General features: G+C 58.6%; 7 protein-coding genes. 1 reads left to right on the top strand and 6 read right to left on the bottom strand.

The genetic code is table 11. The features are described from left to right. Positions 1-249: 249 nt before the first annotated feature. Together R5R33_RS07855 and R5R33_RS07860 are read right to left on the bottom strand one after the other, a co-directional pair. Positions 250-2814: an arylsulfatase gene (locus R5R33_RS07855; RefSeq protein ID WP_318955468.1), complete on the bottom strand. Its 2565-nt coding sequence runs from the start codon at positions 2812-2814 to the stop codon at positions 250-252. Positions 2815-2956: 142 nt separating this feature from the next. Beyond that, positions 2957-3670 carry a DUF3298 and DUF4163 domain-containing protein gene (locus R5R33_RS07860; protein ID WP_318955469.1) on the bottom strand — a complete coding sequence of 238 codons (714 nt, stop codon included), beginning with the start codon at positions 3668-3670 and terminating at the stop codon, positions 2957-2959. 283 nt (positions 3671-3953) lie between these two features. On the opposite strand from R5R33_RS07860, the gene R5R33_RS07865 reads away from it, so the two are divergent. Beyond that, positions 3954-7163 (top strand): DEAD/DEAH box helicase, encoded by a 3210-nt coding sequence (locus tag R5R33_RS07865; protein ID WP_318955470.1) that lies wholly within the window; start codon positions 3954-3956, stop codon positions 7161-7163. A gap of 73 nt (positions 7164-7236) precedes the next feature. Here R5R33_RS07865 and R5R33_RS07870 read toward each other — a convergent pair whose 3' ends face one another. From R5R33_RS07870 to R5R33_RS07885, 4 genes are all read right to left on the bottom strand, one after another. Continuing rightward, positions 7237-8685 (bottom strand): NAD-dependent succinate-semialdehyde dehydrogenase, encoded by a 1449-nt coding sequence (locus tag R5R33_RS07870; RefSeq protein WP_318955471.1) that lies wholly within the window; start codon positions 8683-8685, stop codon positions 7237-7239. A 61-nt stretch (positions 8686-8746) separates the two neighbouring features. Next, a complete protein-coding gene (locus R5R33_RS07875; protein ID WP_318955472.1) occupies positions 8747-9706 on the bottom strand; it encodes an extracellular catalytic domain type 1 short-chain-length polyhydroxyalkanoate depolymerase in 960 nt (319 codons plus the stop codon). Positions 9707-9829: 123 nt separating this feature from the next. Continuing rightward, positions 9830-11116 carry a dihydrolipoamide acetyltransferase family protein gene (locus R5R33_RS07880; RefSeq protein ID WP_318955473.1) on the bottom strand — a complete coding sequence of 429 codons (1287 nt, stop codon included), beginning with the start codon at positions 11114-11116 and terminating at the stop codon, positions 9830-9832. Between the two features lie 73 nt (positions 11117-11189). Beyond that, positions 11190-14177, bottom strand: a complete 2988-nt coding sequence (locus R5R33_RS07885) for a TonB-dependent receptor plug domain-containing protein (protein WP_318955474.1) — start codon at positions 14175-14177, stop codon at positions 11190-11192. Between the last annotated feature and the right edge of the window lie 328 nt (positions 14178-14505).

Here is a 14505-nt window from a genome sequence, read left to right on the forward strand (position 1 = left end):
AGTTATGTTCATACGGGGGTAGATTTGGGGGTATCAAATGAATCGGGGTTGTTTTCGGAGGAATATACATGCAAATATTTGTATATTTATTCATCGTCAAGATGCGCTTATAACCTATTGTTTTTACTTAGGATTCCAGTCAAATTTAGTTTCTAGGGCGTACACAGCAATCGTGCAACCTGACATAACCGGTTCAAGTCCTGCTGGGCCCACCAACTTCCCTCCCCCGCATATCCGCTTTTGACGGCGCTATTGAATGCCCGAGGCAGCCTTTTTCATTCCGGCTTCCAGCTTGTTGATGTCTTCCGGAGACAACTGCGGACGGTCGATATTGATCGTCAGTTTGTTCAGCGTGGCTGTGAGCGGGAACGGCGGCAGGTAGTCGGCGTCGTCGATGCCGGTAATGGTGTCGGAGCCGATATCGAAGCTCTCGTCCCACTGCAGAATGATGGGGATCGTCTTCTCCATCCGCTTGGTGGCGACCACCTTGCCGTCCACTTTCAGGGTGCCGGTGCCGCCCTTACCCACACCGGCAAAGCTGTTGTATTTGATCGTGCCCAGGCCGAGGCCATCGTATTTGAAGTCAAACACGATGGTGTGCTGTCCGGGCGCCAGCGCCTGCGGCGCCTGCCATTTCACCCACTCGAGGTTAAGCAGGTTCCAGTTGAACACCGGCTTGCCGCCGAGCAGGTAGAAACCCCAGCCCGCGAAGCGCCCGCCGGAGGTGGCGATCATGCCCTCGGCGCCGCCCTGCGGCACCGTGATGTCCGCGGTGATGGTGTAGGAGGTATTGAGCAGGAAGGGCGCGTCGCCCTGCGGGGTACCGGTCATCGGCCTTGTATAGACCAGCTCGTTGCGTCCGGCGGTAAGGCTCGGACGTTCGGCCGCAACCCTGGCCGCCACCGAGGCACTCATCGGGAACACCTGATACTTTTTGGCCTCGTCGATAAACATCTGCCGCATTTGCTTTACCTTGTCCGGGTGCCTGGCGGCAACATCTTCGGACTGGTTCCAGCTCTCGTTGAGGTTGTAGAGCTGGAATGTCTGATTGTTGAGCGGGTCGGTATTGGCTTCGCCGAAGGCATCCCAGGGCGCCCGGTTGACCTTGGTGCTGAGCAGCCAGCCATCATGGTAGAGCGCCCACTGCCCCATCATCTCGAAGTACTGGGTTTTGTGCCGCGACTCGGCTTTGGCATTTTTCGCGTCGAAGGTATAGGCAAAACTGGTGCCCTCCAGAGGCTTCTGCTTGATGCCGTCCACATACTCCGGTGCGGGGATACCGATGACCTCCAGCAGTGTCGGCACCACATCGATGACGTGGGTGAACTGCCCGCGCAGCGCCCCCTTGTCCTTGATGCGCTTCGGCCACGAGATGACCATGTTCTGGTTGACGCCGCCGAGCCGCGAGGCGTTCTGCTTGAACCAGTCGAACGGGGTGTCGAAAGCCCAGGACCAGCCTGCGGACATGTGGTTGTAGGTAAACTCGGTGCCCCAGGCGTCGTGGTATTTCATCTGCACATCGACTGACGGCGCGACGCTATTGAAGAACGCCACTTCATTGAAGGTCCCTTGCGGCCCGCCCTCGGCGCTGGTGCCGTTGTCGCCGTTGATGTAGATGACGATGGTGTTGTCGAGCTTGCCCAGCTCCTCGAAGGCCTGGATCACGCGGCCTATCTCATGATCGCTGTAGGCCGCGTAGGCGGCAAACACCTCGACCTGGCGGATGTAGAGTTTCTTGGCATCGTCACTGAGGCTGTCCCAGGGGGGGAGGATGTCCTTGGGCCAGGGAGTGAGCTTCTGGTCCGGCGGGATCACGCCGAGTTTCTTCTGGTTCTCGAAGATGCGCTCGCGCAGCTTCTCGTAGCCGTCGTCAAACAGGTGCATCGCGTGAATTTTATCGACCCACTCCCTGGTCGGGTGATGCGGCGCGTGGGTTGCCCCGGGCACGTAATGCAGGAAGATCGGCTGGTTGGGGTCACTCTGGTGGATCCGGTACATCCAGTCGATGGCATCGTCGGCCATCGCCGTTACCAGGTTCCAGGTGGGCTCCTTGCCGGTTACCGGCCAGATCTTCGCCTTGGGATCGGAGCGGTCCATTTTCAGGCTGCCCTCGTGCCCGATCCAGGGATAGATCTGGGTGGTGTTGCGGAACAGGTTCGGCCCCCATTGGTTGGCGTCGCCGCCGACGAAACCGTAGAAGTAGTCAAAGCCCATGCCGGTGGGCCACTGGGTGAACGGCCCTACCTGGCTGGCCTGGTAAGTGGGGGTATTGTGGTTTTTGCCGAACCAGCTGGTGGCGTAACCGTTGTCGCGCAGGATGCGGCCGATGGTCGCGTTGTCCACGCCGATGATACTGTCGTAGCCGGGAAAGCCGGTGGCCTGCTCGGCGATCACCCCGAAGCCCACCGAGTGATGATTGCGCCCGGTAATCAGCGCGGCGCGTGTGGGTGAGCACAGGGCGGTAGACATGATCCGGTTATAGCGCAGGCCGTTTTCGGCGATACGCTCCATCGACGGCGTCGGGATCACACCGCCAAACACACTGTTGACGGCAAAGCCGGCATCATCGGTCATGATCAGCAGGATGTTGGGCGCATCCTTCGGTGGCACCACGCGCGGTGGCCACCAGGGCGTGGATTGCAGGGCGCCCTCCTCGATCACGCCGCCGAATTTCGGCGCGGGTGCGGGTAACTGGTTGCCCGGAATCGTCGTGGTCGCGCTCGGCGAACCGGGCTCTCCGGTCTGCTGCTGCGCCAGCGCAGGAATTGCGAGCGCGAGCGCGATCATTGCCGTCATCCGTGACACAAACTTCATCGTCATTCCTCGATACTTCGTTACCGGCTCAAATAACCCGTATGGCTGTAGTTGCCCCCTTAAAGACTAGTTAATAGATACCCTTCCGCTATCCAACGAGAATTTTTGCGAAGCACTGAAGATAAATCCGAAAATTTCGCGGTTAAAAGTCTTCGCGAACCACTTCCACCAGCTGCTCCCTGGGTATCAGCAGTTCCACTTCGCCCATGGAATAGGGCCCCAGGGTATACACACCGTACCGCAGCACCAGTCCCTTATCCGTGAACCGGAAATCTTCGCTGCGTGCGAACGGCCAGTTCTCCCGAAAGTCTTGCTGCGCGTTCTGCGTTTCGAGCCACTGCTGATGCGCCGCCTGTGCCAGCGACCAGAATTTTCCCTCCGCTCCCGACTTGATCACGTCTTCCAGCACGACACGCCTGTTCTCCGACAGGTCCCAGTTCAGCCACCGGGTTACCGGCATGCCGTGGGCGCCGCCGCTGTAGACATAACTGGTGATTTGCACGGTGAGCAGATTGCCGCGACGCGCCAGTGCCTTTGCATCACCGGTCATCTGCCAGCGTGCACTGGAAATATCTGCAACCTTGCCGGCGTCCTCGATAAACGCCTGCGCTACCTGCGCAAGGCTCGTATCCGCCGCCACAGTGGTTTCGCCGTTGCCCTGCAGTTGCTCCAGCAGCTGCAGGCGCACCGCCTCGTTCAGCGCGGGGCGATCGCTAAATACCTCGCGATCGACCGTCACCGAGGTGCAATCATCCGCCGGCTCACAATCCGGAGCGCGCCATTCCATGGTTTCCATTTGTGATGCAAGAGCTGCCGCACCTGCGGGTTCGCGCTTTGCACAGGCAGTCAGCGTCATCAATATTCCGCACAGGAGAATTGCACCGCCAAGCGCTGCCCCACCCCGATTGTTCCCGGTTCCCATCATCATCACTGCCCTCCATTCATTGGTCCGCCTCTGGCGGAATGCCACAGCATAGCGCGGACCGCCACCCTGCGAACCGGCAAGCGCATTGTCCGCACATTCCACCACCGCCTCTCTTGATCCCTCCTCCAGCGTGATACAGTGACCGGTTCACAGAACTGGTCCAGCTGTGCCATTGCCACACCGCAGACCAGAACAGTAGCTCCGGGAGCCGCATTTGACCGCTTTCACCCTGAACAGCATCCGCGCCATGGTCGACGACCTCACGTTTGAACGCGGGGAAGACTACTTTCTGCGCGGGCGTGTGCAGGAAGCGATCTGGGATGAGCAAGCGCAAATTTATCGCGGTCGTGTGAAGGGCTCGGCGCGCCTTGTATACCGGGTAGAGCTGGATATGGACCACGGCCGCCTGGTAGGCCTCTGCTCCTGCCCGGTGGGGCTCAACTGCAAGCACGCTGTGGCCACTGCGCTCGAACTGTTGCAGAGGGATCAAAAGCCTGCGCAGCTGCCGGAAACAGCCCCCCAGCAGAAAACCGCGGCGGCCAGGACACCCGAGTGGCAGCGCTGGCTGGAACAACTGCCGCCGGCGCCGGGGCCCACCCCCGCGGATCTGGAACACGGTCAGCACTACCTGCTCTACGTGCTGGAACAAAACCCCCAGGGGCGCCTGCAGCTCGCCACCCAAAGGGGTTACCTGAAAAAGGACGGCAGCTGGAGTCAGCTGAAGCACTTCGCCCCGGATACGGCCCGGCTGGGCTGGAACCGACCCAGTCATCTGCTGGATGAAGACGTCACCATTCTGCAACTGCTGCCACGCATCAACGCTGCCGGGCAGCTGGGGCTCGTCGGTGAGCAGGGTCGGCAGGCGCTGGTTCACCTGTTCAGCTGCGGCCGCTTTTACTTTGAAGACGCACCGATCCAGCGCGGCTCAGCAAGGGCACTCAACTGGACGTGGCAGACGCGAGACGATGAAAGCCTACAGCTGGTGGCAGAACTGGAAGGCATCGGATCTATCACGCAATGGAAGCTGATCCCGGTCACTCCCCCCTGCTATCTGGACACGGACACGGCGGAAGTCGGCGACATAACCACCGCACTACCCACCACCCAGCTGGCTCATCTGCTGGAAATGCCCGCGGTGTCCGCGGCAGACGTGGGACTGATGTCGGTGCAACTGCGCCAGCTGGTTCCCGCTACACAACTGCCGCTGCCGGTGGAACCCAGGCTGCAGCGTGTGAGCGAGTTTACCCCGCACATTACCCTGGTGGGCTGCGACCTCGGCCACTACAAATTGCCCGCACTGAAGCTGCACTTCAATTACGGCGGGTTTTCCCTGGCGCCCCCTTACAGCAAACAGTTCGAGGGAAAAGAGGCGACCTTCACGCAAGGCAATACCTACTACCAGATCACCCGCGACCTGGAAGCGGAACACCGCTGTTGCAACCAGATTCACGCGCAGGGACTCTACCTGATCGCCGAGCGTCTCGGCGGCCAGGAAGAAGTGTGGGTACCCGACGCCACCGCGCCGGAAAAGATTTTCGACAACTGGCGGGAGCTGCTGAGCCAACAATTTCCAGAATGGGAAAAACAGGGCTGGGTAATCGACAGCGATCCCAGCTACCAGTTCGAACTGACCCGCGCGAATGTCGCCATTGAACTGTCCGACAGCGACAGCCATTGGTTCGAATTCGGACTCAATATCACGCTCCCGGATGGACGCCAGTTGCCCATAGTCACGCTGGTTGAGCGCTGGCTGGAGCAGGATGCGCCACAACAACTGACCATTAATATCGATGGCGAATGGATCGGCATCGATACGGGTCCGCTGCAAAATATTCGCGGCCTGTTGCTGGATTTACTGCGGGAAAAAAGGCTCGGCGCACCGGTGCGGCTGCCGGCATTCCAGGCCGCGCAGTTCGAAGGTGCGGCGAATCTGAACGGGCTTCGCGCCCCTGCCACCCGCAAACTGATCGAGTTGCTGCACAACTTTTCCGGGCTGGAGCCCGTGCCGGCCCCGAAGCATCTCAACGCGACCCTGCGCCAATACCAGCAGGACGGCCTCAACTGGCTGGTATTTTTGCAGCGTCACGGCTTTGGCGGCATTCTCGCCGACGACATGGGTCTCGGCAAAACCCTGCAGACCCTTGCGCTCATCCAGCACATGAAGGAGGTGGGACAACTGACAAGACCCGCGCTGGTGATCGCCCCGACGAGCCTCACCGGCAACTGGTCGCGTGAAGCGGCGCTATTCGCACCGCAGTTGAAAGTGACGCTGATTCATGGCCCGGACAGAGTCCCGGCGTTTGCCGAAATCGACCACAGCGACCTGGTGATTACCACCTATCCACTGCTGGTAAGGGATCATGAGCGCTATCAGAAGAAGTCGTTCAGCCTCGTCGTCCTCGACGAGGCACAGGCGATAAAAAACCCCGACACAAAAATCGCCGAATGCGTGCGCGAACTGCGCGGCGATATCCGCCTGTGCCTCTCCGGCACCCCGCTGGAAAATCACCTGGGGGAGCTCTGGTCGCTAATGGACTTCGCGCTGCCGGGACTACTGGGCGAACGTAAGACCTTCCAGAAGGCCTATCGCACCCCGATCGAAAACCAGGGCAACCACGACCGCCAGCAGGAGCTCGCACACAAGGTGCGGCCATTCATGCTGCGCCGCACCAAGGCCGAAGTGGTATCCGAGCTGCCGCCAAAGACCGAAACCATCCAGTATGTGGAACTCGGCAGCAAACAGCGCGCACTGTATGAAAGCGTGCGTATCAGCCTGGAAAAACGCATCCGCGATCTGGTGGCGCGCCAGGGCATGGGCAAAAGCCACATCGAATTTCTCGACGCGCTGTTGAAATTGCGCCAGACCTGTATCGATCCACGCCTGGTAAAGCTGGACAAGGCGAAAGGCATTCACGAGAGTGCGAAACTCGAATGGCTCGCGGAAACCCTGCCACAGTTACTGGAGGAAGGCCGCAGCATCCTGATTTTTTCCCAGTTCACCCAAGTGCTGAAGCTGATCGAGGAACAGCTCGCGACGCAGAAAATCAACCACGCCAAACTCACCGGGCAGACCCGCAAACGCCAGCAGGTCATCGACAGTTTCCAGAACGGTGAAGTGCACGTTTTCCTGATCAGCCTCAAGGCCGGCGGGGCCGGTCTCAACCTTACCGCTGCCGACGTGGTGATCCACATGGACCCCTGGTGGAATCCCGCCGTGGAAAACCAGGCCACCGACCGCGCCTATCGCATCGGCCAGGACAAGCCGGTGTTTGTGTATAAGTTAGTGGCAGCCGATACGGTGGAGGAGCGTATCCACCAGATGCAACAGAAGAAGCAGGCACTGGCGGATGCACTGTTTGATGCCACCAGCGCAGCAGCATTACCCTCGGATAACGAGCAGCTTCTGGCATTGCTTTCCGACTAGATTCGGTTAAATATGCAAACCTCTTGCGAGCCCTGCGTGCCATCCTCCCTTTTTAAAATGGCATTTAACGCAGCTACGATATCCCCATACACAGATACTTGGTTTCGAGGTAGTCATCCAAACCGTACTTGGAACCTTCACGCCCGATACCGGATTCTTTAACGCCGCCAAACGGAGCCATTTCATTGGAAATGCCACTCTCGTTGATACCCACCATGCCGTATTCGAGCTGCTCTGCAACCCGCCAGATACGACCGAGATCGCGACTGTACATGTAGGCGGCGAGACCATAGGGCGTATCGTTTGCGATCGACACCGCTTCCTGGTCGTTAACAAAGCGAATGACCGGTGACACCGGCCCGAAAATTTCCTCGCGGCATATGGGCGATTCAGCGGCCACTTCCAGAACGGTGGGCAAATAGAAATTTCCATTTCCATTGCCACGCTTGCCACCGATCAATATGCGCCCGCCGGCAGCGCAGGCCTCCCCAACCAGCCGCGCAACCTTGCCCACCGCGTCCGCGGTAATCATCGGCCCCAAATCGACCCCGTCTTCGAAGCCGCTGCCGATCTTCAGCTCCGCCACTCTCGCGCAGTATTTTTCGATAAATTTATCATAAACAGCGTCCTGGACAAGAATGCGATTGGTACAAATACAGGTTTGCCCGGCATTGCGGTATTTTGAGGCGATCGCCCCTGCCACTGCGCGGTCGATATCCGCATCGTCGAATACGATAAACGGCGCATTGCCGCCCAGCTCCAGAGAAACTTTCTTGACCGTTTGCGCGCACTGCGCGGCCAGCAGCTTCCCCACCGGGGTTGAGCCGGTGAACGACAGCTTGCGAACGGCCGCATCGCCGGTAAACACTTCGCCAACTTCCCGTGCACGGCTGCTGACGACGACATTGAATACGCCGGCCGGCACCCCGGCCTTCTCTGCCAGTACCGCCAGGGCCAGCGCGGAAAGCGGTGTTTCTGCCGCAGGTTTGCACACAAAGGTACATCCTGCGGCCAATGCCGGTGCCAGCTTGCGGGCAAGCATTGCACTGGGGAAATTCCACGGAGTAATGGCCGCGACCACCCCTACGGGCTGCTTGAGCACCAGTACGCGGCGATCATTGTTAGGCGGAGCGATTACATCACCGTATATGCGCTTCGCCTCTTCGGCAAACCACTCGATATAGCTGGCACCATACAGGATTTCAGCACGCGCTTCCGCCAGCGGTTTACCCTGTTCCGCAGTGAGGATCAGCGCCAGCTCTTCGGTGTGCCTGATGATTTCGTCATGCCAGGTGCGCAGGATGTGTGCACGCTCTTTTGCCGTTTTGTCCCGCCACATGGGCAAGGCAAGCTCGGCGCTGCGCACCGCGGCAGTCGCTGCTTCGCGGTCGAAGTCCCAGACCGTTTCAATCGTCTCGCCCGTAGCCGGGCAATGCACCGCCAGGGTTGACTCACCTCGCCACCATTCTCCGCCGATGTACGATTCTTTTCGCAGCAACGGCGTGTTCAATAACTTATGCATAACTCTCACGTCTTGATGATGAATATCAGCTAGGCAGCCGAACCCTTGCGGGTATCACAAATCATTGCGTCACCCCAAAGAAGTTGCCAATCCAGTAGGCAGCGCAGATATTGACATCTTCCGCGTAGGCACCGGTCGCTCCGCATTGCCCAGCATCGGAGCCTGGATCCACCGCAATGGCGTGCCCCAGCCCCTGGATCGTTACGGTCTGTACCCGATTTCCCCCCGCGTCTGTGTTGTAAAAATTGCGAGGATGCCCAACTAGCTTCTCATCAGAATCCGCGATCACGTCGATGCCGTGCACACTGGCCCACTGCTCCAGCTGCTCATGCTGAGTGGACGGATAAATCAGAGGATCAACACTGCCATGCCAAATCTGAACACGCGGACGGGCGCCGTTATAGTCGGGGTAACCGCTGCGTGCCAGATCCCCCCATTGCAATGCGGTCAGGTTTTTACTGCCATTACTGCAGCTCGCAAGGTCCTTAAGTTGCATGGCGCACTTGTATGGAAAACTGGACTGTGGTGCGCCGGCGGCGATCGCATCTGGATAAGTGGCCAGCATGACATTGGTAAGATGCCCCCCTGACGACATACCCGTCATAAAAACTTTTGCTGGCGACAGAGCATATTGCGACACCATGTAATCGATCATCTGTTTGACGGAAAGCGGCTCGCCACTGCCGCGTTCCTGGTGCGCAGGCTCCCAGGTTCGAAAGCAGCCCGCGAGCGGCTCGTTGGCAGTTGAGGTCTGGGGAAATATCAAGGCAAAGTCGTAAGTGTTCGCCAACTGGATCCAGCCCGATGTATCGGCAAATCCCTGCGCGGTTTGGGTACAGCCGTGTGCCACCACCACCAGCGGCGAACCTGCCGGCATATCCGCTGGAACATACTGGAACAATTGCAGGTTCCCCGGATTGCTGCCAAAACCCGTGACCTCTGTAAGGTCTGTGGACAGCGCTTTTACAACCGGGAGGGAAAGGAACATCGCCAGGAACAGTGAAAGGTTTAACCTTTTCATTATTATTCTCCAGTGGTTCGGTATGCAGAACCTGCTGACCTCCCTTTATCGGCAACCGGTCGTCACAATCAAAAATGCAAAGCCGACGCCGGGCTGTAACACCACCCCGGCGCCGCGATTTGATCAAACCAGTAAGCGGTGCGGGCTCTGCAACAGCTTGCAGGTTTCAGACAGGAATTGTGCCGCGGGCACACCATCGAGTACCCGGTGATCCCAGGTAAGTGACAGGTTCATTTTCTTTTTCTTCACCGGTGTATTGCCGTCCCACTCCATCCCGTCATACATCCGGTTCACCCCCAGAATACCTACCTGCGGTTCGTTGATGATCGGGGTAAACGACTGCACGCCGTAGACACCGAGCGTACTCACGGTAAATGTTCCATCGGCCATATCCGCGGCAGTCAGGGTGCCGGTGCGGGCGGCCTCTGCCAACCGCGACACCTCGAGTGATATTTCGCGGATGCTGAGTTTGTCGGCATTGTGCACCACCGGTACAACCAGGCCGTCCTCCAGAGCTACTGCCACGCCGATATTCACGGCACCATTCATGACAATTTCGTTTTCGCTGTAGCGTCCGTTCATCAATGGGTACTTGCGCAGTGCCTTGGCGACCGCCTTGATAATCAGGTCGGTATAGCCGGGGCGGATATTTTCTTCCTGCCACTCTTCGATCAGTGCAGAGCGCAGCTTTACGGTTTCATCCGCGATGAATTCCATGTCCATACTGAGCTGAGCATTGTTCTGCAGGCTACTCACCATACGCCGGGCAATGGTTTTGCGCATCGCGGTGAGTGGAATGCTTTCACTCCCACTGCGTGGGGATACGGGCTGATCCGTGTATTGCCAGCCCTGCGCGCTGCGCGAGGGCGCGGCCATACTGGCGGTATCCGGTGTTACCGGTGCCGCACTATTTTTCTCGGCGGGAACGTTGGCCAGCGCCTGTTGCACATCAGATTTGATCACACGGCCGGCAGGGCCCGAACCGTTCAGACTGCGGAAATCCACCCCTTTTTCCCTTGCGAGTTTGCGTGCGGCAGGTGTAGAGCGGACCCGGTCATGCATCAGATTGCGATCCAGATCCGTAATTGCCGCAGTCTCGCCCACAAGCCCGCTCGCCGGCTGGCTGCTCGCCGCTATTTCAGCACCGGCGCACGGCGCGGATGGGTCGCTCTCGCCCGGGGCCAGAATATAACCGACGAGATCGCCGGACATTTTCATTTCGCCCTCTTTTGCCAGATGGCGGACAATACCGTCGGTTTGCGCATCGACATCAATATTTACTTTGTCGGTTTCCATGCAAAACAACGGATCGCCGGCACTGACGGGCTGCCCGTCGGAAACATACCACTCGGAGACACTGCACTCGGTCGGCGTAGCTCCAGCGCTTACAAGAATTACCTCAGTTGCCATGCGCCACCTGAATCTTTTCTGTTATTGAACGTTGTGCGGGAAGTCGGGGCCCGGCATTCCGGGCCCGACGTCATCAGAATTGTTTGCGAACTGCAAACTTGAAGGTTCGACCGTAAGGGCTCGCTATGGATGGGTCATAGCTGAGCTCGAGACGGGCCTCGGGCGGATTGGTATCCAGCGCGTTCATCACCGCGAACGACAGCGTGGTATCCCAGGGTTGCAGCTGCAGCGTGTAGTTCAGATCCAGCGTCTTGAACGCTTCCACCGGCTGACCGAAGTCAATCAGTGTGCAGCCGTCCGCTGTTGCAGTTGCCACGCTACAACCCATCGGATTGACGCCAGTCTGAGTTACTGTCGGCCCACGGTTATCGGTGACGCCATCGATGTAGCTGTAGGTTGCACGCAGGATGTGATCGCCATGCTCATATTGTGCGTAGGTCATCGCACGCAATTCAGGGATCGAGCCAGGGAAGCGGTCGTAGTTGGCAAAGCCCGCCGCATCATAGGCCTCGGATACCGTTACACCGGCGTACACAAAGTCGCTCTGGTCGTATTCCAGGATGTAGCTCAGTGTGCTGCTCAACTCCAGCGCGCCACCGGCAATGCCGTCAAAGCGATAGTTGACGCTGGCGTCGATGCCGGAGGTATTCACCGTCGGGCCGTTGGTCACATCCGAACGCACGCGCTGAATGTCATTTGCCACGGTTACGCCCTGTTCACAGGTGTTGTTGTTGGCAAAGGTGATCAGGTCACGCAGCGAGTGCGAGCAGTCGACAAACTGGGTACCGCTGCCCACACCCGCCACACCGGTGGCAATGATGTTGGCCGGCACACTGAGAATCTGGTCTTCGAGTTCGTAGGTCCAGTAATCAATACTGGCGGTCATGCTATCGGTACTGAACAGGGCACCGACGTTATAGGTAAACGCCTGCTCCGGGCCTACCGCAGGGTTGCCGAACTGGTCGACGGACTTGAACGCGTTGCCTGCAGCCGCGATACCGGTCAGCCCGGTGCGGCCGCTGTTGGCACGGTTGCCAGGGGTCGGGCCGCGGAAGGTGGTACCGGCGGAGCCACGCAGGGCCAGCCAGTCGTTCGCCTGCCACTTGGCAGATATTTTCGGGTTGGTGGTGGAACCGGTCTGGCCGCCGTAGTCTTCAAAGCGGATCGCCGCCTGAACATTGATGTCGTCGGTGAGCGGCAGGCTCAGTTCCGCGAACGCGGCATAAACGTTCTCATCCAAACGGCTCGGCACCGTTTGCCCCTGGAAGATGAATGGGCCAGTGGGGAATGCACAATTTGTCTGTCCCGGTGTCGGGCAGGGGGTAATGAGCGCGTTGGAGCTGTCATTGAGTGGATCGTAGGCGTAATCCAGGCCGCGGTACTGACCACCTACCGCATATTCGACTTCACCACCGGAAAGCTCAAATCCGGTTGCGCCGCTCACCACCGCATCCACCACCCAGTAATCGGACTGCGACTCCTGCAGTACGTCGTCGAACAGCCAGGCGTTCAGGGCATTACTGTTCGCATTGGCACTGACGTAACCCGGGTTCTCCGCGCCGGTAGCCGGATTGGCGGCAACCGCGTTGGAGAAGGGATTGAAATATTCACAACCATTGGCGCCCGGCGTGGTACCGGAGCAGTTCGGACCACCGAAACCGTTCAGTGCACTTTGCAGGCGGTTGATCAGGATATCGGGGGTGCGAGCGAAGGCGTTGTCCTGCACGTAGGTAGTACTGAACTGCCAGTGGAAGTCGTCGCCAATATCTCCATCGAGACCAGCAGATATACGCAGCAGCTCATATTCCCGCTGGGAAGCCGCACCACCAGCGCCGCCGTCGTTGGGATTTCCGCTCAGTGCAAACGGTCTCCAGAAAGTGAGACCGACAAGGCTGGTGTCTGCAATCTGTTGTGGCGTGTATCCAGCCTGTTCAAGCGCGGTGACCGCACCGGGGTTGGAAATCGGGGTGGAAAAAACCCCGACACTACCGGGTCCAAACGGACCCTGCAGCGGCGGGTAGCTTGGAGATGAACGCAACGCCGGTGTATCGTTCGAAGAGTACAGCGTTTCGAAATGGAAACGGGTAGTGTCGGAAAAATTGTAATTGGCTTCGGCGTAAACCTGATAGCGCTCTTCCTCTTCCACCAGGTTCAAAGCAGAACCGAACGGGAAATAGCACACGGGATAAATCGCGAAATATCCGTCTTCGCCGCCGAGCGCGCCGCAATTTGCATCGCGGGTCAGACCTGGACCGCTGGGTGTGAAGGACGATGTCAGCGGCAGAATGATGCCGGGATTGCCGAGCGTAGAGTAACTTGTAGGGTTGATATCCCGAGGCTGAAAGGACCAGTCACGCTCGAGCATGGATAGTTCGGAGCGCTGCTGATAACCGGCGGAGATCAGCACGTTGCCCTTTTCTCCGCTCCAGCCATAAGCCGCGGAAAAAGTAGTATCACCGTCGGAACCATCGACTGCGCGGTAATCCGCAGAAACATCAAAGCCGTCGAGATCGGTGCGGGTTACAAAGTTGGCCACACCACCGATGGCGTCAGAACCGTAAGTTGCTGCGGCGCCGTCTTTCAGCACCTCGACCCGGCCGATCGCCGCCAAGGGCAGCATATTGGTATCCACCTGGCCGTACTGGAAGCGGCGGCCGTTCAGCAGCACCAGCGTGCGCTCGGGGCCGAGACCGCGCAGGTTGATGGAACCACCGCCGATACGGCCCTGGTTGGCGGCGGGGAACTGGTTGGTATCCCCCATCACCGGACCACTCATGGTCATGGACTTGATGATATCCAGCACGGTTGGCGAACCGCGCAGTTTGAGTTCCTCGGCATCGATCACGGTAACCGGCAGCGCGGCATCCTCCGGCGTACCGCCGATGTAGGAGCCGGTTACAGTCACTTCTTCGGTAATTCTCTGATCATCGCTTTGAGGGCTTGCGACCGCCTGCACTGCGCGCTCGCTTTCCAAATCTTCACTCAGGGCAGGCACCGCCATGGAAGCCGCCATCACAGCGCTGCCAATTTTGATCGCCTGAGCCAGTTTTGATCTCTGCATCCACCGATTCATATCAGTCCCTCTTTGGTGGCCGGTGCTATCCGGCTGTTTATTATTCGAGTACTGCACCATGCAAACTTTTTGCAGGGCCTATGTGTCTCACACCCCAACCGCGACTGTCAAGCAATTGGATACAATCATTTTTCTACTGGTGTAAAAACCGCAAACTTAGCGCCAAAAACACCTGCCAATAGACGCGATTGGATACATTCATTCGGGTTGGAAAAATTTCCCGCACACAGCCGTGCTCACCTCACGAGAAGTGGCCAAGGCTCTGTTTTGTGGAATATCGATCTAGTGCGCACTACGAAAGTCCGGGGATCCGTCC

The sequence above is a fragment of the Microbulbifer pacificus genome (genome assembly GCF_033723955.1).
GTDB classification, from domain to species: domain Bacteria; phylum Pseudomonadota; class Gammaproteobacteria; order Pseudomonadales; family Cellvibrionaceae; genus Microbulbifer; species Microbulbifer pacificus.